This window comes from Pseudomonas sp. EA_65y_Pfl1_P113, assembly GCF_963970525.1.
In the GTDB taxonomy this organism is placed as follows: domain Bacteria; phylum Pseudomonadota; class Gammaproteobacteria; order Pseudomonadales; family Pseudomonadaceae; genus Aquipseudomonas; species Aquipseudomonas tritici.
This window is the reverse complement of record NZ_CAXAQM010000035.1, coordinates 27,750-51,588: the sequence shown is the minus strand read 5'-3', so window position 1 is coordinate 51,588 and position 23,839 is coordinate 27,750. Positions and strand designations below refer to the sequence as shown.

At 59.9% G+C, this 23,839-nt stretch carries 24 protein-coding genes and 1 pseudogene; 9 read left to right on the top strand and 16 right to left on the bottom strand.

Features of this window, described 5'->3' with window-relative positions:
• A partial coding sequence (locus AACY52_RS23645) for a transposase (RefSeq protein WP_143497295.1) occupies nucleotides 1–114 on the top strand: 114 nt, incomplete at its 5' end.
• Between the two features lie 256 nt (nucleotides 115–370).
• Here the strand turns inward: AACY52_RS23645 and AACY52_RS23640 are convergent.
• The 3 genes and pseudogenes from AACY52_RS23640 to AACY52_RS23630 all read right to left on the bottom strand — a co-directional run bounded on the left by AACY52_RS23640 (nucleotide 371) and on the right by AACY52_RS23630 (nucleotide 5,237).
• Nucleotides 371–944: pseudogene (locus AACY52_RS23640) on the bottom strand (response regulator).
• 31 nt (nucleotides 945–975) lie between these two features.
• Nucleotides 976–4,071 carry a multidrug efflux RND transporter permease subunit gene (locus tag AACY52_RS23635; RefSeq protein WP_339436129.1) on the bottom strand — a complete coding sequence of 1,032 codons (3,096 nt, stop codon included), beginning with the start codon at nucleotides 4,069–4,071 and terminating at the stop codon, nucleotides 976–978.
• Complete coding sequence (locus AACY52_RS23630) at nucleotides 4,071–5,237, bottom strand: efflux RND transporter periplasmic adaptor subunit (protein WP_339417612.1); 1,167 nt, start codon at nucleotides 5,235–5,237, stop codon at nucleotides 4,071–4,073. Before AACY52_RS23630 ends, AACY52_RS23635 begins: the two co-directional genes overlap by 1 nt.
• A gap of 213 nt (nucleotides 5,238–5,450) precedes the next feature.
• Between AACY52_RS23630 and AACY52_RS23625 the strand changes: the two genes are divergently transcribed.
• Nucleotides 5,451–5,684, top strand: coding sequence for a hypothetical protein (locus AACY52_RS23625; protein WP_339417613.1), 234 nt, complete (start codon nucleotides 5,451–5,453; stop codon nucleotides 5,682–5,684).
• 164 nt (nucleotides 5,685–5,848) lie between these two features.
• A complete protein-coding gene (locus AACY52_RS23620; protein WP_339417614.1) occupies nucleotides 5,849–6,619 on the top strand; it encodes a transporter substrate-binding domain-containing protein in 771 nt (256 codons plus the stop codon).
• A 117-nt stretch (nucleotides 6,620–6,736) separates the two neighbouring features.
• On the opposite strand, the gene AACY52_RS23615 is transcribed toward AACY52_RS23620, so the two are convergent.
• The 5 genes from AACY52_RS23615 to AACY52_RS23595 all read right to left on the bottom strand — a co-directional run bounded on the left by AACY52_RS23615 (nucleotide 6,737) and on the right by AACY52_RS23595 (nucleotide 11,234).
• The gene (locus AACY52_RS23615; RefSeq protein WP_339417616.1) at nucleotides 6,737–7,480 is read right to left on the bottom strand and encodes a YkgJ family cysteine cluster protein; all 744 of its coding nucleotides are present in this window, start codon (nucleotides 7,478–7,480) and stop codon (nucleotides 6,737–6,739) included.
• Nucleotides 7,481–7,588: 108 nt separating this feature from the next.
• Entirely contained in the window at nucleotides 7,589–8,071 is a 483-nt protein-coding gene (locus AACY52_RS23610; protein WP_339417618.1) for a GNAT family N-acetyltransferase, read from the bottom strand.
• Complete coding sequence (locus AACY52_RS23605; RefSeq protein ID WP_339417620.1) at nucleotides 8,068–8,970, bottom strand: chemotaxis protein; 903 nt, start codon at nucleotides 8,968–8,970, stop codon at nucleotides 8,068–8,070. The genes AACY52_RS23610 and AACY52_RS23605 overlap by 4 nt, the downstream gene beginning before the upstream one ends.
• 113 nt (nucleotides 8,971–9,083) lie before the next feature.
• Nucleotides 9,084–10,058 carry a D-glycerate dehydrogenase gene (locus AACY52_RS23600; RefSeq protein ID WP_339436101.1) on the bottom strand — a complete coding sequence of 325 codons (975 nt, stop codon included), beginning with the start codon at nucleotides 10,056–10,058 and terminating at the stop codon, nucleotides 9,084–9,086.
• Nucleotides 10,059–10,265: 207 nt separating this feature from the next.
• Nucleotides 10,266–11,234: a LysR family transcriptional regulator gene (locus tag AACY52_RS23595; RefSeq protein WP_339560827.1), complete on the bottom strand. Its 969-nt coding sequence runs from the start codon at nucleotides 11,232–11,234 to the stop codon at nucleotides 10,266–10,268.
• Between the two features lie 182 nt (nucleotides 11,235–11,416).
• Here AACY52_RS23595 and AACY52_RS23590 point away from each other — a divergent pair, with 182 nt between their 5' ends.
• The 4 genes from AACY52_RS23590 to AACY52_RS23575 are packed head-to-tail and all read left to right on the top strand — an operon-like array spanning nucleotide 11,417 to nucleotide 16,216.
• On the top strand, nucleotides 11,417–12,952 hold the full coding sequence (locus AACY52_RS23590) for an efflux transporter outer membrane subunit (RefSeq protein ID WP_339560826.1): 1,536 nt from the start codon (nucleotides 11,417–11,419) through the stop codon (nucleotides 12,950–12,952).
• A gap of 10 nt (nucleotides 12,953–12,962) precedes the next feature.
• Nucleotides 12,963–15,152 (top strand): FUSC family protein, encoded by a 2,190-nt coding sequence (locus AACY52_RS23585; protein ID WP_339417630.1) that lies wholly within the window; start codon nucleotides 12,963–12,965, stop codon nucleotides 15,150–15,152.
• Nucleotides 15,142–15,342 (top strand): DUF1656 domain-containing protein, encoded by a 201-nt coding sequence (locus AACY52_RS23580; RefSeq protein ID WP_012722318.1) that lies wholly within the window; start codon nucleotides 15,142–15,144, stop codon nucleotides 15,340–15,342. The genes AACY52_RS23585 and AACY52_RS23580 overlap by 11 nt, the downstream gene beginning before the upstream one ends.
• A 10-nt stretch (nucleotides 15,343–15,352) precedes the next feature.
• Entirely contained in the window at nucleotides 15,353–16,216 is an 864-nt protein-coding gene (locus AACY52_RS23575) for an HlyD family secretion protein (RefSeq protein ID WP_339427142.1), read from the top strand.
• A gap of 6 nt (nucleotides 16,217–16,222) precedes the next feature.
• Here AACY52_RS23575 and AACY52_RS23570 read toward each other — a convergent pair whose 3' ends face one another.
• The 7 genes from AACY52_RS23570 to AACY52_RS23540 form a co-directional block, all read right to left on the bottom strand.
• Nucleotides 16,223–16,681 carry a hypothetical protein gene (locus tag AACY52_RS23570; protein ID WP_339417634.1) on the bottom strand — a complete coding sequence of 153 codons (459 nt, stop codon included), beginning with the start codon at nucleotides 16,679–16,681 and terminating at the stop codon, nucleotides 16,223–16,225.
• Entirely contained in the window at nucleotides 16,671–17,519 is an 849-nt protein-coding gene (locus tag AACY52_RS23565) for an NAD synthetase (RefSeq protein WP_339427141.1), read from the bottom strand. The genes AACY52_RS23570 and AACY52_RS23565 overlap by 11 nt, the downstream gene beginning before the upstream one ends.
• A 249-nt stretch (nucleotides 17,520–17,768) precedes the next feature.
• Nucleotides 17,769–18,227, bottom strand: a complete 459-nt coding sequence (locus AACY52_RS23560) for a hypothetical protein (RefSeq protein ID WP_339417637.1) — start codon at nucleotides 18,225–18,227, stop codon at nucleotides 17,769–17,771.
• On the bottom strand, nucleotides 18,217–19,143 hold the full coding sequence (locus tag AACY52_RS23555; protein WP_339560825.1) for an NAD synthetase: 927 nt from the start codon (nucleotides 19,141–19,143) through the stop codon (nucleotides 18,217–18,219). Before AACY52_RS23555 ends, AACY52_RS23560 begins: the two co-directional genes overlap by 11 nt.
• Nucleotides 19,144–19,248: 105 nt before the next feature.
• Complete coding sequence (locus AACY52_RS23550; protein WP_339417640.1) at nucleotides 19,249–19,650, bottom strand: DUF4440 domain-containing protein; 402 nt, start codon at nucleotides 19,648–19,650, stop codon at nucleotides 19,249–19,251.
• On the bottom strand, nucleotides 19,650–20,462 hold the full coding sequence (locus AACY52_RS23545; protein ID WP_339560824.1) for an SDR family oxidoreductase: 813 nt from the start codon (nucleotides 20,460–20,462) through the stop codon (nucleotides 19,650–19,652). The genes AACY52_RS23550 and AACY52_RS23545 overlap by 1 nt, the downstream gene beginning before the upstream one ends.
• A 14-nt stretch (nucleotides 20,463–20,476) precedes the next feature.
• Complete coding sequence (locus tag AACY52_RS23540; RefSeq protein WP_339417643.1) at nucleotides 20,477–20,941, bottom strand: multidrug transporter; 465 nt, start codon at nucleotides 20,939–20,941, stop codon at nucleotides 20,477–20,479.
• Nucleotides 20,942–21,310: 369 nt separating this feature from the next.
• Here AACY52_RS23540 and AACY52_RS23535 point away from each other — a divergent pair, with 369 nt between their 5' ends.
• Nucleotides 21,311–21,535, top strand: coding sequence for a hypothetical protein (locus tag AACY52_RS23535; protein ID WP_339560823.1), 225 nt, complete (start codon nucleotides 21,311–21,313; stop codon nucleotides 21,533–21,535).
• A 177-nt stretch (nucleotides 21,536–21,712) separates the two neighbouring features.
• Nucleotides 21,713–22,189 carry a hypothetical protein gene (locus tag AACY52_RS23530; RefSeq protein WP_339417647.1) on the top strand — a complete coding sequence of 159 codons (477 nt, stop codon included), beginning with the start codon at nucleotides 21,713–21,715 and terminating at the stop codon, nucleotides 22,187–22,189.
• Nucleotides 22,190–22,281: 92 nt separating this feature from the next.
• Here AACY52_RS23530 and AACY52_RS23525 read toward each other — a convergent pair whose 3' ends face one another.
• On the bottom strand, nucleotides 22,282–23,733 hold the full coding sequence (locus AACY52_RS23525) for a mannose-1-phosphate guanylyltransferase/mannose-6-phosphate isomerase (protein ID WP_339417649.1): 1,452 nt from the start codon (nucleotides 23,731–23,733) through the stop codon (nucleotides 22,282–22,284).
• Nucleotides 23,734–23,839: the final 106 nt, after the last annotated feature.

Below are 23,839 nucleotides of genomic sequence, written 5' to 3'. Positions count from 1 at the left end.
CAGTTGGAAGGAATAAACAATCGAATAAAGGTCATCAAACGAATGGCGTACGGTTACCGGGACAGCGAGTTCTTCTTCATGAAGATCAAGAGCGTCTTTCCCGGCAATCCGTGAAGAACCAAAAAAAAGCCGCTGAAGTCAGCGGCTTTAAGACAGATTCCCAGTGTAGAGCCCTGGAAATAAGTCGAGGGAAATTCGGGTAAGCGCAAGCTGCCTTTGCCGTCGCGCTCATCGATGCGTCAAATTAACGCAGGCGAGCGGTACGATACAGAGTGTAACAAGATAATGACTGTTGCCCAAACTGCAACAGTCGGGCTGCCTGATATCTTCGTCTGGTGTACATCGAACAAACTGTGGGAGGGCAATGGAGTTAGCTGACACTGCGACTCTCCAGCACATACCTCATGCCACGAATGGTGTGCAGCAGCTTGGTGTCGAACGGCCCATCGAGTTTGACGCGTAGGCGCTTGATCGCCACTTCCGCGGCGTTGGCGCCGCTGTCGAAATTGATGTCTCAGACCATTTCTGCAATGCGGCTGATCAGGTCGATCCACAGGTCGGCAACGGTTACCTGCACCGGCTCATGATCACCGCTGCGGCGGGTCAAGGCTTGCAAGCGTGCCACCAGCTCCAGGAAAGAGAACGGCTTGCCGAGGTAATCGTCAGCGCCTTCGCGCAGGCCATGAATGCGATCTTGCACGCGCTTGCGGGCGGTGAGCATGATCACCCGCGTTTGTTTGCGCGCACGCAACGTACGCAATAACCAAAGCCATCGAGGCCTGGCAGCATCACATCGAGCACGATCACGGCGTAGTCATTCTCCGCGCCAGGTGCAAACCCTCGACGCCTTCGCGGGCCACATCGACGGTCTAGCCCTGTTCTATCAGGCCGTGGTGCAGGTAGTCCGCGGTTTTTTCTTCGCCTTCAATAATCAGGACGCACATGAGCCTTTTGCTCTAGGGTGGGGGCCCAGCCTCAATGTGTGGTCGCCAACTCAGGTGTTGGTTTGGGCTTGTGGAAAAACTTCTCAAGGTACAAGTAGATGACCGGCGTGGTGAACAGCGTCAGCGCCTGGCTGACCAGCAGCCCGCCGACCACTGAGATGCCCAGCGGCTGGCGCAGTTCCGCACCGGCGCCATAACCGAGCATCAGCGGCAGGGCGCCGAGCAGCGCGGCCAAGGACGTCATGATGATCGGTCGGAACCGTGTGATGCAGGCTTCGAAGATCGCATCCTGCGGTGACAGCCCACGTGTGCGCTGGGCGTCCAGGGCGAAATCGATCAGCAGGATACCGTTCTTCTTGACGATGCCGATCAACAGCACCAGGCCGATCAGCGCCATGATCGAGAAATCCTGGCCCAACAACCACAGCATGACCAGCGCACCCAGGCCTGCCGAGGGCAACGTCGAGATGATCGTCAGCGGGTGCACGAAGCTCTCATACAGCACGCCGAGAATGATATAGACCGCCACCAATGCCGCAAGGATCAGCCACGGCTGGCTGGCCAGCGAACTCTGGAACGCCTGCGCCGCACCCTGGAAACTGCCAATGATCGAAGCCGGCATGCCGATCTCGTTTTTCGCCTGGTTGAGCAGAATCACCGCATCACCCAACGCAATACCGGGCGCCAGGTTGAACGACAGGTTGGCGGCCGGGAACATGCCGTGGTGGCTGATGGAAAGCGGCCCAACAGTGGGCGCTTCGACGCGGGCCAATGCCGACAGCGGCACCATTTCATTGGTCAGCGGCGAACGCAGGTAGAAGTAATTCAGGCTTTCGGCCTTGCCGCGCTGTTGGGTGTCCAACTCCAGTACCACTTGGTATTGGTTGACCTCGGTTTGGAACTCATTGACCTGGCGTTGGCCGAAGGCGTCATACAGCGCTTGGTCGACGTCGGTGGCGGTGAGCCCGAACCGTGCTGCAGCGCGGCGATCGATGGTGATGTGGGTGATGCTGCCGCCCAGTTGCAGGTCATTGGATATGTCGCGGAACGCCGGAATGGAACGCAGTTTTTCGGTCAGACGTTGGGTCCAGGTATTCAGCGTCGCGCCGTCGTTACTTTTGAGCACGTACTGATATTGACTACGGCGTGGGCCAGAGCTGAGGTTGATGTCCTGGCCTGCGCGCAGGTACAACACGATGCCAGGCACCTTGGCCAGCTGAGGTCGGATGCGGTCGATAAATTGGCTGGCGGACACATCCCGATCACCCCGGGGTACAAGGGAAATCCAGAAGCGCCCGTTGGCGATGGTCTGGGTTCTACCGGTTACACCGACGGAGTGGGAGAACGCTCGCACAGCCGGATCTTTTTTCATGATTTGCGCCAGCGCCTTGTGCTTGGCGACCATGTCCGGGTAAGACGCGTCCGCCGCCGCCTCGCTGGTGCCGAGGATAAAACCGGTGTCCTGCACCGGAAAGAAACCCTTGGGAATAAACACATAGCCAGCCACGGCCAGGGCCAAGGTCAGCATGAAGATGCCAGCCATGGTGCGCTGGTGGGCCAGGGCGCGACGCAAGGTTCTTTCGTAGGCTGCCAGCAGTCTTTCACCAAAGCCGGGTTTGTCATGCGCGCGGTGGTTTGGTGCATTCATGAACAATGCCGCCAGGGTCGGCGCCAGCGTCAGGGACACCACGACAGAAATCAGAATGGTCGACGTGGCGGTCAAGGCAAACTCCTTGAACAGCCTGCCGACTACGCCGCCCATGAACAGCAGCGGAATAAACGCTGCCACCAGGGACACGCTGATAGACACCACGGTAAAGCCAATTTCACTGGCCCCCTTGATCGCCGCCTCGCGCTTGTCCATGCCGGTCTCAAGATGGCGATGGATGTTCTCCACCACCACAATCGCATCGTCCACCACAAAGCCTACGGCCACCACGATGGCTACCAGGGTCAGGTTGTTCAGGCTGAAGCCCAGCACGTACATCAGGGCAAAACTCGCGATCAACGATACGCCCAGCACGCTGGAGACAATGATGGTTGCCGACCATTGGCGCAGGAAAATCGCCATCACCCCGACCACCAGCAATACGGCGATCAACAAGGTCATTTCCACTTCGTGCAGCGAGGCACGGATGGTGGTGGTACGGTCCATCAGCACGCTGGCCTGCACCGATGCCGGCAACATGGCCTCCAGTCGTGGTAATTCGGCCTGGATGCGCTCCACGGTCTCGACGATGTTGGCGCCGGGCTGGCGGGTAATTACCAGGTTAACGCCAGGCGTGTCGACGGCCCACGCCTGTACGTAGGCGTTTTCCGATCCGCTGACGACGTTGGCGACGTCGCGCAGTTGAACAGGTGCGCCATCCTTGTAGGAGACGATCAAGTCGCCGTATTCACTCGGGTGAAATAGCTGATCGTTGGTTGCCAGGGTCGAGACGCTGTTCTTGCCGTACAGCGCCCCTTTGGCCAGGTTGAGGCTGGATTGCTGGATCGCCAGGCGGATGTCGGCCAAGGTCAGGCCGATGGCGGCGAGCTTATCGGGAGAAGCCTGCACGCGAATCGCCGGGCGCTGCTGGCCGGTGATGTTGATCTCGCCTACGCCGTCGATCTGGCTGATCTGACGCGCCAACAACGTTTCGACCAAATCACTCAGTTCAGTGCCGGACATGTCGTGGGAGCTGACGCTGACGATCAGAATCGGACTGTCCGCCGGGTTTACCTTGCGCCAGGTCGGCAGACTCGGCATATCGCTCGGCAGTTTGCCGGCAGCGGTATTGATAGCTGCCTGGACTTCCTGCGCAGCGGTATCGATGCTTTTATCGAGGGTGAATTGCAGGGTCAGCAGAGTGGAGCCCAAGGCACTGCTGGAGGTCATCTGAGTCATGCCAGGGATTGCGCTGAACTGCACTTCCAGCGGGGTCGCAATCGACGATGCCATGGTGTCGGGGCTGGCACCTGGTAACTGTGCGGTCACCTGAATGGTGGGAAATTCAGCCTGTGGCAGTGGGGCGATGGGTAATTTTGGAAAGGCAATCAGCCCGAGCAGCACCAGGGCGAAGGTGAGCAGCAGGGTGGCGACCGGGCGGTCGATACACCAGGCGGAAATCGAGCCCCGGGATGTCATCATGGCTGCACCTTGACGTCAGCGGTCTGGATCACTTGGGGTGGTTCTTTGAGAACCTCTATCTTGGCGCCCGTCTTGAGCCGCGACTGACCATCGCTGACCAGCACATCGCCCGCCTGGATGCCCTTGAGAATGTTGCGTTCACTGTCCTGATACACCACTTGCACCGGCACGATTTCAACCTTGTCACCGTTGACGCGGTACACAAAGTGCGAGTCCAGGCCGCGCTGCACCACGCTTGGCGGAACCGCCAGGGCGTTGCGGTCGAGGGCGGTCTGGATCTTGATCGTCACCAGTTGGCCCGGCCAGAGTTTCTGTGTGCTGTTGCTGAATTCGGCCTTGGCGCGGAGGGTGCCGGTGGTACTGCTGATCTGGTTGTCGATCAGGCTCAAGCGGCCCTGGCCCAGCAGGTCGGCGTTGTCGCCTTCGGTATCGGCACCCAGGTAGGCGTCCACGCGGGCGGGATAAGCGGCTGCGATCAGGCCCTGCAACGTCGGTAACATCTGCTGTGGCAGGGAGAATTCTATGCCAATCGGGTCGATCTGGGTGACCGAGAACAGCCCTTGGGCATCGCTCATGCGCAGGAAGTTGCCTTCATCCACACTACGGATACCGACGCGGCCGGTGACGGGCGAGCGAATCTGCGTGTAAGACAGTTGCACCTGGGCCGCGTCGATGGCGGCCTGATTACCCTGTAACGTGGCTTTCAGCTGGTTGACCAGCGCTTGTTGCTGGTCGTAGGTCTGCTTGGAGATGCCATCATCAATGCTCAGCTCCTTGTAGCGCTTGAGGTTGACCTGCGCCACGTGCAGTTGCGCCTGGCTTTCGCCCAGTTGTGCCTTGGCCTGGTCGAGGCTGGCACGGATCGAGCGGTCATCGATGCTCGCCAGCAGATCACCAGCCTTGACCCGTTGCCCCTCCTTGACCAGCAATCGAGTGAGGATGCCGTCGATTTGCGGGCGAATGATCACGCTGTGCAACGACAGCACCGAGCCGATTCCGGTCACGTAGCGCGGCAAGTCCTGCTCCACCACCTTCACGACCCTTACCGGCACGGCGGTGGAGACAACCAGTTTGGGCTTGGCAGGTCGGGTCAGCGCCCAGGCCGCGACAGCCAGAATTGCGAGGACTCCCACGGTCAATACAGTTTTTCTTTTAATGTGCATGCTGTAAGGCGCCAAGGCAGGGGTTGAGGTAGGTGGGAGTATTTATAGCCTGCTGACCCAGTCAGTAAAGTGACCGCCATCTGACAGCTGCGTCAGTTAACTCCTGACCATTCGTACGACGTTGGTCAAAGATCTGAGTCGCACAGGTATACTTCCTATCTATGGGGCCCTTCACTTGGGGCTACATCATTTTCTGCATGCCCCGGAGCTTTCATGAAATCCCCGACACCCCCCTCTGTTGAAGCGGCCGAACTCGTCGATTCGGCCAACGCCGACGGCGTTGAAAAAGCCGAGATCCCGGCGTTCAAGTTTCCCTTCAAACCGGGTGAACTGGGCGGCAGCAAGAGTGACGCCCAGCCCTGGTACAAAAACGGTGCCAAGAACGGCCACACCAAGACCCCAGGCATGGCGCCGCCGGGTACTCGTCGTTCGATGGGTAAACGTTAGGAATAATCTGCAACACGCATTGCAGGATGCTACCTACAGCGCCCGCTGAAATTTCCGCTTGTAGGCCCGCGATCGTTTCTTGAAAGCTTGCACCGCTTCTGTTCAGCCTCGACTTTTTACCGAGGCTGAACAGACGGCGCTCTTTCCGGAAAAGGATGTTTCCTGTGGCCCTGATACAGCTCTGTGTAGCGCTTGCCCTGTTGCTCGCGGTGGATGCCGTTGCTGGCATTGATCAACCGCGACGCGAAATCCGCTTCGCCGTTGCCGCGCAATTCCCCCCCTTCCAGAGCCGTAACCCTAAAGGGCAGTTGGTCGGTCTGAATATCGAGCTGGGCAATGCTTTGTGCCGGCAGTTGAATGCGCGCTGCACCTGGGTCGACCAGGTGTTGGTCGAGAACTTCGAAGGCCTTGATGCCCGCCAATTCGATGCAATCATGGGGATCGCGCCCACCCCCAAGCGGCGGCGCTGGGTGAGCTTCAGCGATATCCTCTACCCCTTCACCACGCGCCTGGTCGCGCATCGAACCTCAGGCCTGATGCCAACGACAGCGTCGCTCAAGGGCAAGCGCGTTGGCGTATTGTTGGGCAGCAATCGCGAAGCCTTTGCCCGGTCGCAATGGGCGCGCAACGGCGTGATCATCAAGAGCTTCTGGCTCAACGACGAATTGGTGCGCAGCCTGGTGGCAGGCGATATTGACGCCACTCTGCAGGGCACTGTGGAAATCCGCAACGCCCTGCTCGACACGGTCGCTGGTGCGGATTTCGACTTTCTGGGCCCTGCCGTGTCTGCCGAACTGCTGGGCGAGGGCGTGGCGATTGCACTGCGCAATACCGACACGGCGTTGCGTACTGAGCTTAATCGCGCCCTCGAACACCTTATGCACAACGGCGAGTATCAGCGGATTCTTGCGCCTTACCGGCTGAATGCACCGTGAGCGTCCAACAGGCCCAGCATGCTGGCGTCGCACTGGAGGTGCCAGCCCCAGCCAGTGCGTCACGCAAATCAACGCCCTCGTGGTGAAAGCGCCATCGCTATCGCGGGCAGGAACAGCCTAAGCCGCCCGCAACGAAATAAACGCATAGTTGGCCGGCACCTCAGTCGCAACCCGCGCGCCGGCGTCCAGCACCTGTTCGGCGATGTCCAGGCCCGACACATGGAACACCCACTCGCTGGCCACGGGTGGCTGATTCGCTGCGGACTCAATCGCCTGGCCAAATGCGCCCATGTCCGGCAGGTAAGCGGTAAACCCATCCCCCTTGAGCGCCGTGGTCCGTATGCCCAGCAAGGCGCACACCGTTTCCTTGGTCTGCACGTCATCGCGATCGGCCTGACGTGAACGGCGGATCAACTCAGCCAGCTCCAGGTCCATCAACTCACCGCCCACGATCAGCGCAGGGCCCTGTTCCCAGGATTCCGGTGGGCAATCCTTGGCGGCAGGGTTCAGCGGGATGTGCGGGTTGATCTCCATTGGGTAGATGCGGCACACCAATGGCCGGCGTTCATAGATGCGGCACAGGTTGTCTTCGTCAAGATTCCGGCAGCGTCCGGCGTTGTAGGCGGCAAAGGTGATCGCCACAAACGCCTCGGTGTTGCCGCTGGGCACCACCACCGAACGGCGCTCGGCATGTTCGCGTTGCTGCTGGGGCAGGCCCAGGCCATTACCCAGGAACCCTTCCACCAGGACGATGACGTTACCGCCGTCCGCCGCCCACAGGCGGGCCTCGTCGAGTGTCAGGGGCACGTGATGGTCGGTGCAGCATTTACCGCAACCGACGCAGGAAAAGTGAGTGTTCATGGCAGATCTGTCACCAGGCTAGGTCAGAAGGCACGCAGGAACGGTGACGGGTTTTTACCTCTGTTCACCGTTCAGGGACTCTGGAAGCAAGTTATGCGCCAGCGACTGTCAGTCGTCTGCGGCCACATCCCGTAGGACAAATACCATGCCCGCGCTTTCATACAGTTGCCGGGCACGCAGGTTGCTCTCCAGCACCTTGAGGTCCACGTAGGGTTCGCCGCGCTGCTTGAAGACCTGGAAGCTGTGCAGCAACAACGCGCGGCCCACTCCCTGGCCCTGGGCGCAAGGGTGTACGCAAAGGTTCTTGATAAAGGCGCTGGTCCAGCACTGGGCCACGCCGAGAATGCTCTCGCCGTTGCTGGCCACCAGGCACAGCGTGGGGTCGAACTCGGCATCGGTATTGAATTGGCGCTGCCAGGTTTCCAGGTTGGGAACGCGGCCGCCGCCCTGGTCCTGGGTCATGCGCAACACCGCGTGAATCGCCGGGGCGAGGTCTGCGCGGTAATGATCCAACTGTGTATTGGCCGGCCACTGCGGGGCGGGCAGGCTGCCCCTCAGGTCGCGGCGCAGTAGTTGGAAATACTCGGTCACAGACCCTGTTGCGCCACGGTTTTGGCGGCCACTACCAGGCACTTGGTCAGCTCGGGCGAGGAAAACTTGGTCAGCACCGAGTTAGCCCCGGCCAGGCGGGCTTTTTCGCTGTTCATCGCGCTGTCCAGGGAGGTGTGCAGCAATACATACAGGTGCTGGAAGTCCGGTGTTTCACGCAGGGTGCGGGTGAGGGCATAGCCGTCCATTTCAGACATCTCGATGTCCGACACCACCACATTGATCTGCTCGGCCGTGCCTTGCAGCTCCAGCAGCACATCAATAGCTTCCTTGGCGCTGCGCGCGGTGTGGCAGGTGAGGCCGAGGTTGCGCAGGGTGTGCACCGATTGCTGCAGGGCGACCTGGCTGTCGTCGACCACCAGGATCCGCGCATGGCCGAGTACTTCAGCTTCTTCCATGGTCAGGTCGGTAGGCGCCACTTCGACCGGTGCCGGCGCGATACCGTGGATGACTTTTTCGATATCCAGTACCTGCACCAGGCCGCCTTCCACCTGGGTGACCCCGGTGATGAACGCGCGGTTACCGCCGGAGCCATAGGGCGGCGGGCGGATGTCGGTGGTCAGGCAATGCACGATCTTGCTCACCGCCTGCACATGCAGGCCCTGCTTGGAACGGCTCACATCCGTGACGATCAGGCAGCCGCCGTTGGGGTCTTCAAGGGGCATTTCGCCCAGGGCACGGCTCAGGTCGATCACTGCCAGCGAGGCACCGCGCAGGGTGGCAATGCCTTTGACGTGCGGGTGAGACTCCGGCAGCTTGGTCAGCGGCGGGCACGGAATGATTTCGCTGACTTTCAGCAGGTTGATGGCCATCAGCTTGCCGCTGCGCAAGGTAAAGAGCAGAAGCGAAAGTGAGTCTGCGCGGGCTTTGGTGGTGGACATAAAAACCTTCTGTGGATCAGGGAGGACGATCTATGGAAGGTTATCGACTTGGGCGCGCCAGGCTTTAACCGTATTTTGTGTGGTACATGGCCCGCTCCCACAGAGAATTTTTGTCAACCCTTCCACACCTGCGGGTTCACCAGGTCCTGCGGACGTTGACCCAGCAGGGCGCTGCGCAGGTTGTCCACCGCACGGTTGGCCATGGCTTCACGGGTTTCATTCGTGGCCGAGCCAATGTGCGGCAGGGTCACGGCATTGCTCAGTTGGAACAGCGGCGACTCGGCCAACGGCTCTTGTTCATACACATCCAGCCCGGCGCCACGGATGCGCTGGGTTTGCAGTGCTTCGATCAGCGCCGGCTCGTCGACCACCGGGCCTCGGGAAATGTTGATCAGGATCGCGCTGGTCTTCATCAGCCCCAGCTCGCGGGTGCTGATCAGGTGACGGGTCTTGTCGCTCAACGGCACCACCAGGCAGACGAAGTCCGCCTCGGCCAGCAGTTCATCCAGGCTGCGAAATTGTGCGCCCAGTTCCTGCTCCAGCGCCGGCTTGCGGCTGTTGCCGCTGTACAGGACCGGCATGTTGAAACCCAAGCGTCCACGCCGTGCCACGGCCGCGCCGATATTGCCCATGCCGACGATGCCCAGCGTCTTGCCATGCACATCGCAACCGAACAACGGCGCGCCCACGCTGGCTTTCCACTGGCCGGCTTTGGTCCAGGCGTCCAACTCGGCCACACGGCGGGCGCTGCTCATCAGCAGGGCGAAGGCCAGGTCGGCGGTGCTTTCGGTGAGGACGTCGGGGGTGTTGGTGAGCATGATCCCGCGCTCGTTGAAGAACGGTACGTCATAGTTGTCGTAACCCACCGACACGCTGGACACCACTTCCAGTTTGCCCGCGCCTTGCAACTGCTCGCGGCCCAGCTTGCGACCCACGCCGATCAGGCCGTGGGCGTGGGGCAGGGCTTCATTGAATTGAGCGTTGATATCGCCCAGCTTGGGGTTGGGCGCAATCACCTCGAAATCCTGTTGCAGGCGTTCGATCATTTCCGGGGTGACACGGCTGAAGGCGAGGACAGTCTTTTTCATTGCAGGCGGGCTCATCGACTACGGAAGAATGCCAAGCACGCTAACATTCCTGCCAACAATTGTCAGGGCACCGCCGACCTAAAGTGGGCAGGGAGCGAATGTGTGTGGCTTGCCTGCGATGGCGGCGTATCAGCCAACATCAGCCGTCGCGGACCCGCCACTATCGCAGGCAAGCTCCCACATTGAATCGGTGTTGCGTGAGAGGACTCAGTTCGCCAACCGAGCGCCGCTGAGGCTGCCACTCAACTCATACGCCACCAACTCCGCCTGGTGCGCCGCCAGAATCTCCGGCAGCGAGCCGCGCAGGTATTCCACCCAGGTTTTGATCTTCGCATCGAGGTATTGGCGCGACGGGTAGATGGCGTACAGGTTCAACTCCTGGGAGCGGTAATTGGGCATCACCCGCACCAGGGTGCCGTTGCGCACGCCCTCGATGGCCGCATACACCGGCAGCAAGCCGATGCCCATGCCGCTGGTGATCGCGGTTTTCATCGCATCGGCCGAGTTCACCAGAAAAGGCGAGGTGTTGATCGCCACGCTTTCCTGGCCTTCGGGGCCGTTGAAGGTCCACTTGTCCAGCTGGATCACCGGGCTGACCAGGCGCAGGCAGGCATGGTTGAGCAGGTCATGGGGGCGATGCGCGCAGCCCTTGGCCTTGACGTAATCCGGCGAGGCGCAGGCGATGCTGTAGGTGATGCCCAGGCGCTGCGACACGAAACCCGAGTCCGGCAGCTCGCTGGCGAGCACGATCGACACGTCATAGCCCTCGTCGAGCAAGTCCGGCACGCGGTTGGCCAGGGTCAGGTCGAAGGTCACGTCCGGGTGGGTACGGCGGTAGCGGGCGATCGCGTCAATCACGAAATGCTGGCCGATGCCGGTCATGGTGTGCACTTTCAACTGCCCGGAAGGGCGCGCGTGGGCATCGCTGGCTTCGGCCTCGGCTTCTTCGACGTAGGCCAGGATTTGCTCGCAGCGCAACAAATAACGCTTTCCGGCTTCGGTCAGCGCAATGCGGCGGGTGGTGCGGTTGAGCAAGCGGGTTTGCAGATGGGCCTCAAGGTTGGAGACCGCGCGCGACACGTTGGCTGTGGTGGTATCCAGTTGCACGGCGGCGGCGGTGAAGCTGCCCGCTTCGGCCACGCAACTGAAGGCGCGCATATTTTGCAAAGTGTCCATGGGGATTTCTCAGGGGAGATAACAAATTGTGACAGAAAGTTACGCCGTCCAGTGATCCCTACCAACGGATTATCGCTGGAACGGTAACAAAGATTCACAGGAATACCAGCTTATCGTCTCTCATGGTGCCGCCTAGAATTGCGCCACCTCCCTCGCATCACCACCTCAGGAATTCGCTTGCCGTGCCGCGTCGCATCAGCAGAGAGCTGAAGACTCTCATTAACAGAGGGCTGAAGGCTCTCAGTGTTTGCGCTTTATCGTTAGCAATCAGCGGCTGCATCGGAACCGGAGGAATCGCTCCCCAAGGCCAGTCCCTCAACGCCAACAACCTGACCACCGACGAAGCGATTCAGAGTGCCGCCAAGGATGCTCATTGGCCCACCGCGCAATGGTGGCAGGCCTACGGCGACCCTCAACTCAACCGCTGGGTCGACCTCGCCACTCAAAACAACCCGAGCATGGCCATGGCTGCCGCACGCGTCCGTGAAGCACGGGCGATGGCCGGGATTGCCGAGTCAGCCGAGTCGTTGCAGGTCAACAGTGACACCACCCTCAAGCGCCACAACTGGCCGAAGGATCAGTTCTATGGCCCAGGTGAATTGAGTGGCGCCAACACCTGGGACAATAATTCGTCCCTCGGCCTGAGCTATGCCCTTGATCTCTGGGGCCGCGAAAGCAATACCACCGAGCGTGCCGTCGACCTGGCGCATGTGAGCGCCGCCGAAGCACGCCAGGCCCAGCTCGAACTGCAAAATAACGTGGTGCGCGCCTATATCCAGCTGTCATTGCACTACGCCAATCGCGATATCGTCGCGGCCACCCTGGCGCAACAGCAGCAGATTCTCGACCTGGCCAACAAACGCCTGAACGCCGGGATCGGCACGCACTTCGACGTCAGCCAGGCTGAAACCCCGCTGCCGGAAACCCACCGGCAACTTGACGCCCTGGACGAAGAAATTGCCCTGAGCCGTAACCAGTTGGCGGCGTTGGCGGGCAAAGGCCCGGGGGAGGGCGCGCAATTGCATCGCCCGACACTGTCCCTGGCCGCACCGCTGACATTACCCTCAAGCCTGCCCGCGCAATTGCTCGGCCAACGTCCGGATGTGGTCGCCAGTCGCTGGCAGGTTGCGGCCCAGGCGCGTGGCATCGATGTGGCCCACGCCGGCTTTTATCCCAACGTGGACCTGCTCGGCAGCCTTGGCTATGTGGCCACCGGCGGCGGCATGCTAGCGTTCCTGGCGGGCAAGAAATTCAACTACAACGTTGGCCCGGCGATCACCTTGCCGATCTTCGACGGCGGTCGCTTGCGTGCGCAACTGGGTGAGGCCAGTGCCGGTTATGACATCGCGGTGGCGCGCTATAACCAAACCCTGGTGAATGCGCTCAAAGGCATCAGCGATCAATTGATCCGCCGTGAATCGATGGATAAGCAATCCTCTTTCGCCGCGCAATCGGTGGCGTCGGCGCAAAAGACCTACGACATCGCGATGATCGCCTACCAGCGCGGCCTCACCGATTATCTCAATGTGCTCAACGCCCAGACCTTGCTGTTCCGCCAGCAGCAGATCGAGCAACAAGTACAGGCCGCGCGCCTGGCCACCTATGCCGAACTGGTGACCGCCCTGGGCGGCGGTATCAAGGCCGGCGACGACGTACCGCCAGATACCAAGACCCTCCCGAGCAAGACCCCGGCGGCGCTCGCCGTGTTTGATCACTGAGTAGGATTAGATGACCCCCTTGCCTGCACCGCTGCGCTGGCTGCATTCCCTTGAGTGGCGCCGTGGTTTTTTCGACTGGGCACGCAGCGACGGCGTGACCTGGGTGTATATCTTCAAGGTGCTGATCGCCGCGTTCCTCACGCTGTGGTTGGCCATGCGCCTGGAGCTGCCGCAACCGCGCACGGCAATGATCACCGTGTTTATCGTGATGCAACCGCAGAGCGGCCAGGTGTTTGCCAAGAGTTTCTACCGCTTCCTTGGCACCCTGGCGGGGTCCGCGGTGATGGTGTTGTTGATTGCCCTGTTTGCGCAGAACACCGAGTTGTTTCTCGGCGCGCTGGCGATCTGGGTCGGTGTCTGCACTGCAGGTGCGACGCGCAACCGTAACTTTCGCGCCTACGGGTTTGTACTGGCCGGCTACACGGCGGCGATGGTCGGCTTGCCAGCCCTGGCCCACCCGGACGGCGCCTTTATGGCGGCGGTGTGGCGCGTGCTGGAAATCTCCCTGGGGATTTTGTGTTCCACGCTGGTCAGCGCGGCGATCCTGCCGCAAACCAGCAGCGCCGCCATGCGCAACGCTTTGTACCAACGTTTTGGCGTGTTCGCGCTGTTTGTCACCGATGGCCTGCGCGGGCGCAGTGAACGCCACTGTTTCGAGGCCAGCAATGTACGCTTTATCGCCGAAGCGATCGGCCTGGAAGGGCTGCGCAGTCTCACCGTGTTTGAAGACCCGCACATGCGCCGGCGCAATGGTCGGCTGAGCCGCCTCAACAGCGAATTCATGAGTATCACCACGCGGTTCAACGCCTTGCACCAGTTGCTTGAACGCCTACGCACCGACGAGGCGGACCACGTGGTAGCGGCAATCAAACCCGGCCTGCAGGATCTTGCCGAAGTGCTCGACGGTTTCTCCGGTCGCGCACTCACCAGCCCTGACGCGGCGCGCCTGGTCAACCAACTGAGCGCCTACAAGGGCGACCTGCCCGCCAAGGTCCGCAGCCTGCGCGCGACCTTCCAGGAACAGAGCCCCAGCGAAGCCGAACAGCTGGATTTTCATACCGCCTACGAGCTGCTTTACCGCTTTGTCGATGACCTGCACAACTACGCACAAACCCACGCCTCCCTCGCGGATCACAGCCATGCGCGCGAGCAGTGGGACGAAACCTTCATACCGAAAACCAATTGGCTGGCCTGCGCCGCCTCGGGGATTCGTGCGTCATTCATCTTGATTGTGCTCGGCAGCTATTGGGTCGCTACCGCCTGGCCCAGCGGCGCAACCATGACCCTGATCGCCGCTGCCACCGTCGGCTTGTCCGCCGCCACACCCAACCCCAAGCGCATGGCATTCCAGATGGCGTGTGGCACCTTGATCGGTGCACTGGTGGGTTTTGTCGAAATGTTCTTCGTATTTCCCTTGATCGACGGTTTTGCGCTGCTCTGCGTGATGCTCGCCCCGGTGATCATCTTTGGCGCCTTCCTCGCTTCACGCCCGCAATACGCGGGTGTAGGCGTGGGCCTGCTGATCTTCTTCAGCACCGGCTCGGTGCCGGACAACCTTACGGTCTACAACCCCTACACCTTTATCAACGACTACATCGCCATGGTCATCGGCATGCTGGTGTGCGCGGCGGCGGGGGCGATCATCCTGCCGCCCAACAGCCGCTGGCTGTGGCGCCGCCTGGAGCAGGACCTGCGTGAGCAAGTGGTATACGCGATCAGCGGCAAGCTCAAGGGCCTGGCCTCGAGTTTCGAAAGCCGCACCCGCGACCTGCTGCACCAGGCCTATGGCCTGGCCGTCGGCCAGCCACACGTGCAGCGCGACCTGCTGCGCTGGATGTTCGTGGTGCTGGAAGTCGGCCACGCGATCATCGAGTTGCGCAAGGAACAGGCGATTTTGCCAGTGCACCCGGCGTACGCCGAATCCCAGCCCTGGCGCCAGGCGATCCGCGTGATGGGCCGCTCACTGGTGCGCCTGTTCCTGCAACCCAGCGCGAGCAACCTGGAGCGTGGCCTGATCGCTGTGGACCACGCGATCAGCCGCGTGCAGGCCACCGACGAACCCTTCGCCCCGCACTTCGACACCTCGGCCCTGCGCCGGGTGAAGAGCTATCTGCACTTTATCCGCACCTCGCTTTTGAACCCGCAATCACCACTGGCAGCCCTCGAAGGCGCCACGCAAGGATCTCCGCATGCCCCGTGAAATCGCCTTCCACGGCGTGTACATGCCGACCATGACCCTGATGTTCCTGATCGCGGCCGTGCTGGCCTGGGCGCTGGATCGCTTCCTGGCCGGGTTCGACCTGTACCGTTTTTTCTGGCACCCGGCGTTGCTGCGCCTGAGCCTGTTCGTTTGCCTGTTTGGCGCCCTTGCGCTGACCGTCTACCGTTGAGAATGCCCCGATGAAAAAGTTTTTCAGCCTGCTTGCGACCTTGCTGGTATTGGCTTTGGCGATCTGGATTGGCCGCACGCTGTGGGTGCATTACATGGAGACCCCATGGACCCGCGACGGCCGCGTGCGTGCGGACATCATCAACGTGGCGGCTGACGTAACGGGTGAAGTGGTCGATGTGCCTGTGCGTGATAACCAACGGGTGAAAAAGGGTGACCTGCTGATGCAGATCGACCCCGAGCACTACCGCATTGCGGTCAAGCAGGCGCAATCGCTGGTGGCGTCGCGCAAGGCCACCTGGGAGATGCGCAAGGTCAACGCCCATCGCCGAGCTGACCTGGATGCGCTGGTGATCTCCAAGGAAAACCGGGAAGACGCCAGCAACATCGCTGACTCGGCGCTGGCGGATTACCAGCACGCGTTGGCGCAATTGGAAGCGGCCGAACTCAACCTCAAACGCACTCAAGTCGTGGCGGCGGTCGATGGTTATGTCACCAACCTGAATGTGCATCGCGGCGACTACGCCCGCATCGGCGAAGCCAAGATGGCGGTGGTGGATATGAACTCGTTCTGGGTCTACGGGTTCTTCGAAGAAACCAAACTGCCTCACGTCAAGGTCGGTGACAAAGCCGATATGCAATTGATGAGCGGCGAGACCCTCAAGGGGCACGTAGAAAGCATCTCGCGCGGCATCTACGACCGTGACAACCCCGAAAGTCGCGAGCTGATTGCCGATGTGAACCCGACCTTCAATTGGGTGCGTTTAGCGCAGCGCGTGCCGGTGCGGATTCACATTGATGAAGTGCCGGAAGGGGTGTTGTTGGCGGCAGGCATTACCTGCACCGTGATTGTTCGAGAGTTGCAGGTCGATTGAGTCTGACTAATACGCGAGTGCTCTGGCCCTCACTTTGCGCCGGCGTCTGACGCGCAACATACCGACGAAGCGGCGATGGTTTTTTGTATTGAGCAACAGTAGGCAGAACAGAGCTTGAACCAACGGAAATAGCGCGAACATAGTAACGCGGTGGTTGCCCAAATAGTCTGCCGCCAGCAAAGCGTTCAGGGCGGCGGCGCCCACAAGTAGAACAGGCCCCAAGCGTAAGCCTGCCGCTACCAGGGTCAAACCAGCGCAAATTATCAGTAGCAACATCAGGCTCGCCGCTATCGAGTATTCGCTGGGGAGATAATTTATTCGGGAGTAATACGACAGGCTATGTGAAAGGTTGCCTGAGAGACTGACCAAGTTCATGGACACTGCGGTACCCACCGTAAAAGCAAAACGCTGGGTGTAACGCCGCAATGTTTGAGGCGCCCGAGTGGGTTCGTTTTTACTGCTCATGGTTGTCAAACTCCTCATATAAGGCGATGACGATTTGGTTGATATTCCCAGAGAGGCTGCTGCCAGTTATCGCAATAACCGCCCCCACTTGATCGGCTAGTTGAATGAGAATGTCCCGACGTAGCTGGGGATTGCTGAACCGCTTTGGAAGCTTTCCAGCCAATTGCTTCAACCGGATCATTTCGCGAGCATGGCGGGGATTTTGCAGGCGCAGAACTTCATGAGTCAGTTTTGCGCGTTCCTGTCGACTCAAGCGTCTTAAAATGTCAGTGACGCTGCGGTCTGTGGTGTTTTTGATCGTCATGACGGTTTTTACCGTGACAAACGTCGTGCTGCCCGCGCCCACCAGCGAAATACCGTCCAAGGCTGAAGTCATTGCCTGATACCAGCTTAGGCTGTCGTAATAATCGTTCTCTGCCGGGTTGGTAAGTTCTTTGTAGGTTCGCCACAGACCGTTGGCACATTGCACACCGCTTGCAGCCGCGGCTGTATAAGCAATGTAAGTGATTGCAAGAGTGGAACCCGCACTTAGCGCAGCCGTCGCGATCCCTGCCTTGGCCACGATGATTCCAATCGCGGCCCCACTGCACGCCGGCGCCATTCCCGACGCCTCCTTCCACAGCTGAGACTCTCGCGGTGAACTTGCCGCCAGTTGCGCGTAGTCATCGGCGGTCATCAACACCCCGGCCACCTCCCGCAAAATCACCCGTTTGGGCTTGACGCCACATAACGGTAAAAACTCACGCAGCACCGTCACACGATAATCACTGCCGATATGCACCACCCCGGCCCCGACGATAGCCGGGTCGGCATCGATTGTTCGATAGAGCTTAGGCAAGTCCAGCTGACTGGTCAGTCGCTGGCGGGTCGTGGTGTGCGCATCCGGCGACCGCTTCGCAGGAAATCGCTGGGCATCCTTTCACCTGTGAGTAAACAGAGGTGAAAGAGCCTGGGGATTGGTTAGTTGTAATGCTGTCAGGCATTTCGCTGTTTTTTGTAGGACCCGGCCTGGCAGAGGGGGTGTTGCTGGCAGCGGGGATTACTTGCACGGTGATTGTCGGTGCAGTGCAAAAATGAAGAGGTGGGTCTAGGTAAATAGTGCTTTAAACCTGATTTTTCGTCGGCGCTTTACCCTGAGCATGCTGGTATAGCGGCGGTGGTTCTTTGAGTGGAGGACCAAGATGTAAAGCAGGGATGTGAACAAAGGGAATAAGTTGAACAGCGTCGCCGGGTGATTGGCCAGGTAGCTAATCGCGAGCCAGGTATTAACGATGGCGACGGGTGTGAGTATTCGGAATGCGTGACGCAAGCCTTCAAATAGCATTATCTGGCCTGCTAAAAAAATCAGACAAAGTGCCATACCTGTCCCGAAAGAAAACTCAATCGGTAAATGATTGGCCTTTGCGTAATAAGACAAGCTAAGCGCCATGTTGATCGCTATGTTGTTCAGGCTCAGCAGCAGAGCACTGCCCCATGAGGGTAAGAACCGATAGGCGTAACGGCGCCAAATTCGATATTCACGGGAGGGGTCGACGCTATAAGTCATGGTCGGAAAACTCCTCATAGAGACCAATGACTATGTGATTGATATTTCCGGAATAGGTGCTGCCTCCAACGCTCAATGTCGCTCCAACCTGGTCTTTTATTTGAGTGAGAATGCCTAAACGCAATTGGGGGTTGCTGTAGCGTTTGGGTAGCTGCCCCGCCAGCTGCTTCAGGCGAAGCCTTTCGCGGGGATGGCGAGGGTTCTGCAGTCGCAGCACTTCGGTCGTTAACTTTGCACGTTCCTGGCGACTCATGCGTCTCAAGATGTCTGTCGAATTACGCCCAGTCGCACGCTTGATGGCCATTACTGTTTTGACGTTAGCGAAGGTGGTGGTACCTGCCCCGACCAATGAAATGCCATCCAGGGCGACGGTCATTGCCTGATACCAGCTTAGGCTGTCGTAATAGTCGTTTGTGGCGGGATTGGTCAATTCGTTGGCGACTCTCCATGAACCATTGACACACTGGAGGGCACTGGCAGTCGCAGCGCTGTAAGCGACGTAGCTTAATGCAAGGCTGGTACCCGCGCTGAAAGGCGCTGCTGCGATTCCTGATTTCGCAATGATGTAGCCAATTACGGCCCCTCCACAGGAGGTAGCCATCCCCGATGCCTCTCGCCATAGCTGCGATTCACGCGGCGAGCTTGCCGTCAGCTCCGCATAGTCATCGGCAGTCATTATCGGCCCAGCCACCTCCCGCAAAATCACCCGTTTGGGCTTGACGCCACATAACGGTAAAAACTCACGCAGCACCGTCACCTGATAATCACTGCCGATATGCACCACCCCGGCCCCGACGATAGCCGGGTCGGCATCGAGTGTTCGATAGAGCTTAGGCAAGTCCAGCTGACTGGTCAGTCGCTGGCGGGTCGTGGTGTGCGCATCCGGCACACCGCTTCGCAAGAAATCGCTGGGCATCCTTTCACCTGTGAGTAAACAGAGGTGAAAGAGCCTGGGGATTGGTTAGTTGTAATGCTGTCAGGCATTTCGCTGTTTCTTGTAGGACCCGGCCTGGCAGTTACCTCATTGCGCTATAAAAGTCTCATGCAAATGCCGCCACAACAGCGCGCCGCTGGCTTGCTTCTCGAACACCACCGTGGCGCGGCGATCGGTCTGGGTGCCGCTGTCGTCGATCTGATGTTCACGATAAGTCACCGTGGCGCCACGTGCATGCCGGTCAATCCCGGTCATCTCGCTCAACGTGATCTTCAACCCTGGACGCATGCCGCCCAAACGGGTGAATAGCGCATTGACCCCGGCCGTATTGACCCGGGTACCGGTCGCCGGTGCAACCATGCTGAACGCCGGCGAGAAACGCGCGAGCAAACTCTGCAAAGTGCCCTCCGGCGCAACGCCGGCAAACCATTGCTCGATCTCGACATGGGTCTGGATCACTTCATCAAAAAAGTCGCTGTAGTCGATCATTACAAACTCCGCTCCAATCCAAAGCGCTTTTTCAAGACGCTCTCTAATAAACCTTTGGGCAGCAGTGCCGCCATCAACGGCAGCGCTCGGCTGCCATTGCCCGAACGCAACAGGCGTGGAGGCTGAGGTTGCTGCACGGCCTTGAGCACCTCGGCCGCGAACTCGCTGGCCGGCGTCGGCTTGTCCTGGGAGGCCTGGCTGCGCGCACGGATGTTGTCGCGCAACGGCCACCACGGCGACTGTTCATTGATCAACAGTTCGGCCTGGGCCCCGGCATTTTTTGCGAAGTGGGTGTTGATTGCGCCAGGCTGGACCTCCATCACGCGCACACCAAACGGTGCCAACTCCATGCGCAGCGCATCGCTCAATGCATGCACGGCCGCTTTCGACGCGCAGTAGGCGCCTGCGAAAGGCGTTACCAGTACCCCGGAAACGCTGCCGATATTCACCACCAGGCCCCTACTGCGCCGTAGGGTTGGGAACAACGCCTGGGTCACGCCGACGATGGAGAACACGTTGGTCTCGAATTGGCGCTGCATTGCCTCGGTGCCGCCGTCCAGCAGCGGTCCCATGGCGCCATAGCCAGCGTTGTTGATCAGAACATCCAGCTCTCCCAATTGCTCGGTCAGGTGCATCAAGGCGACCCGATCGTTGACGTCCAGTTCGACGGCATTGAAGCCAGCGGCGGCGAGAGCGGTGACATCTTCCGGGCGGCGGGCGCTGGCCCACACGGTGTAGCCAGCCGCTTTGAAAGCATCTACCAGAGCACGGCCGATGCCGCTTGAACATCCGGTGATGAGTACGTTGGGCATGGGTCAGTCCTTTGTCAGTCCGAGAAACTGCCTTGCACGTGCTCGGCACGAAATTGCAGGGTTTGCGGGCGGTAGCCGGCGCGCAGAGGCGGTGTGGGCAGGCAATCGTCCCAGGTGGCGCCGGCCTGCAACTCACCAGGGCCGCGATAGCGCGGGGCGGCGTAGACATTGTCGGCGAGGTTGACCGTGTCGCCCGGCGCATAGGCGGCGACGCGCCAACGCAGCTCGGTGAGGGGCACGTCGTTGCCGTTGTTCAGGGTCAGTTTGAGCGGCCGGTCGGCCGGGCATTCTTCGGCGGCATAGGTGATTCGCAGTTCCAGCCGGGCTAATTGAGAGGCTTCGCGGTTGTCCAGCCATACCACCCACACGGCGACCAGGCCCAGGCCAATGGCGGCTGCCAGCGACACTGGCAAGGCCTTGGCCGGGTAGCGCAGCAGCAGGATCAACCAGGTGATGATCAGTAGGACGCCGAAGAACATGATGACAACCTCATAAGCAGATAAAACATCCTACCTGCGGGGTGGCCTCGGTGCCTATCGCGGGAGGCGGTTTTCGTTTACAGGGAACCTGATAACTCATTTTCTCCACAGAGCCAGCATAGGGAAATACCGACTACCCAGGAGGGTTATCAACCGCAGTCTGATTAAGTGAGAAAAACTATGATTGCAGCAGCCCTTCTTGCGCCGGCCGTCACCTCCGCCCTGGCGTCGGCGGTGACCTCTCTCATCACGGCTCAGCGAGCACCAGCGGCGAATACGGCTGGAGCGTCCAGGCAAACGAACGAAGAGCCGGGTTCACGCCCGTCTGGTCGTATGCAGAATCAGAAGCTTACAAACTTGGGGCAAACCTTGCTGCAAGCGCCTTCAGCAGATCTGCGCAACAGCGGTATGAGCGCCCGGCACGCCAAGGGGTTTGGTATTGGCATGGGCGGCATGGCCACCCAGGAGGCTGGGCAAAAACTGGCCACCAGCGGTGGGGCGTTGTCCAAGGTCCTCGGCGCCGCGATGATCGTGGGGGGCAAGGTTGCCCAGGAGTATGGTGCCGACACATTCGATCACGCCAATCGTAGGTAACGGCAATCAAAACCCAGGATTGCGTCTGTTCAGCAGCCGCAAAGCACGACCTGGGTGTGTAGGCATTTCCTTTGATACGGGAACCGGTTTCGAGCTTTTTCCCACAGAGTTTGAGCACGGAGTTGCGCGTTTAGCCATGAAGGAACTCTACCGTAGACTTACGAAGTGAGATGTTCTATGACCGTATCAAATACCCTTGCCCCTGTACCGACGCCTTTTGTCTCGCTGGCATCCACGCCAGCGCCTGCGGTGCTGGAAACACCCAATCAAGTGCTCAAGCAAGAGGTCAGCTCGAACGGGTTACCGCGTATGCAAAACCTGGGGCTTACGAATCTGCGCCACACACTCATGCAAGGCATCAGCAATCGCGTCAATTCGCCGTTTTCAACGGCGCTTCACGTTAAGGATGATTCGAATAAGGGCAAGGCCGCCGGGGCCGCCATAACGGTGGCAGGTGCGGCGATGCAGGGGGCTGGCGCGAGAATTGCGACCAGTGGTGGCGCAGGTGCGAAAGTGTTCGGAGGGGCTATGGTCTGGGGCGGCAGGACTATGGAGGAATATGGCAAGAACAAATATGACAGGGCGGGCGCCAGCACTAACAATACGGGCAATTACAATGCCTATTCCCCAAGTAACTGGGGCGGTCGCGCATAGTCTTGAACGGCCGGTGAACTAAAAAGCCCCCGCCCAACCGGCTGCGGATAGGGGACGCAGGCGGCTGGACGGGGGCTTCTTGTACGACTGTTTTACTGCGCGATAGTTTTCACCGACACGCCACGCTCAACTGGCGTCGAGCGGCCGTAGATATCTTCAAACCGCTCGATATCGTCTTCGCCCAAATAGCTGCCCGATTGCACTTCGATGATCTCCAACGGGATCTTGCCTGGGTTGCGCAGGCGATGCACCGAGGCGATGGGGATGTAGGTGGACTGGTTTTCGGTGAGCAGGAACACGTTCTCGTCACAGGTGACTTCGGCCGTGCCGCTGACCACGATCCAGTGTTCGGCGCGGTGGTGGTGCATTTGCAGCGACAGGCACGCGCCCGGCTTGACCGAAATGTGTTTGACCTGGAAGCGGCCGCCCATGTCCACCGAGTCGTAGGAGCCCCACGGGCGATAGACTTCACAGTGGTTCTGGGTTTCAGTGCGGCCCTGGTCGTTCAGGGTGTTGACCATCTGCTTGACGCCCTGGACCTTGTCCTTGTGGGCAATCATCATCGCGTCCTTGGTTTCAACGACCACGATGTTGTCCAAACCAATCACCGACACCAGTTTGCCGTTGCCGTGGATCATGCAGTTGCGGCTGTCCTGGATCACCACGTCGCCTTTGCTGACGTTGCCGTGGATGTCTTTGTCGTTGACAGCCCACAGCGACGCCCAGCAACCCACGTCGCTCCAGCCGGCGCTCAGCGGCACCACGCAGGCGCGCTGGGTTTTTTCCATCACGGCGTAGTCGATGGAGTTGTCCGGGCAGCAGGCGAAGGTGGCTTCGTCTAAGGACACGGTGTCGGCATCTTGCTCGCTGCGTTCCAGGGTCAGCACGCAGGTGTCGTAGATGTCCGGATCGTGCTTTTTCAGCTCTTCGAGGAAGCGGCTGGCGCGGAACAGGAACATGCCGCTGTTCCAGAAGTAACCGCCGCTTTTGACGAACTCGACTGCACGTTTTTCATCGGGTTTTTCCACGAACTGTTGCACGCGGCTCACGCCTTCGGGCAGCAGCGAATCGGCGGTGGACTTGATGTAGCCATAACCGGTTTCCGGACGTGTCGCCGGCACGCCGAACAACACCATCTCACCACGCTCGGCGGCTACGGTGGCCAGGGCCAGCGCACGTTGCAGGGCTTTCTGGTCGTCGATCACGTGGTCGGCCGGCAGCACCAGCATCAGCTCGTCGCGGCCTTCGTTGACCAGCATCATCGCGGTGAGAGCCACGGCCGGCGCAGTGTTGCGACCGAACGGTTCCATCAGGATGCGCTGGCATTCCAGCTTACGGGTCGCCAGTTGTTCGTTGACGATAAAGCGGTGGTCCTTGTTGCAGACCACGATCGGGGCGTCCATGCCTTCAAACACCAGGCGTTCCAGGGTTTGCTGGAACAGCGTGTGTTCGCCGGTCAGGGCCAGGAATTGTTTAGGGAACTGTTTACGGGAAAGCGGCCAAAGACGTGAGCCGCTACCACCGGAAAGGATTACTGGGATCATGTGTTTCTCCTTGAATCAATTTGGGTCAGAGCTACGAAGGTTTGTCGTTTCACTCTTGTTTTTGTCTCGGTCCGACCAGACTCCTCGCTCCCTGTGGGAGCCAGCT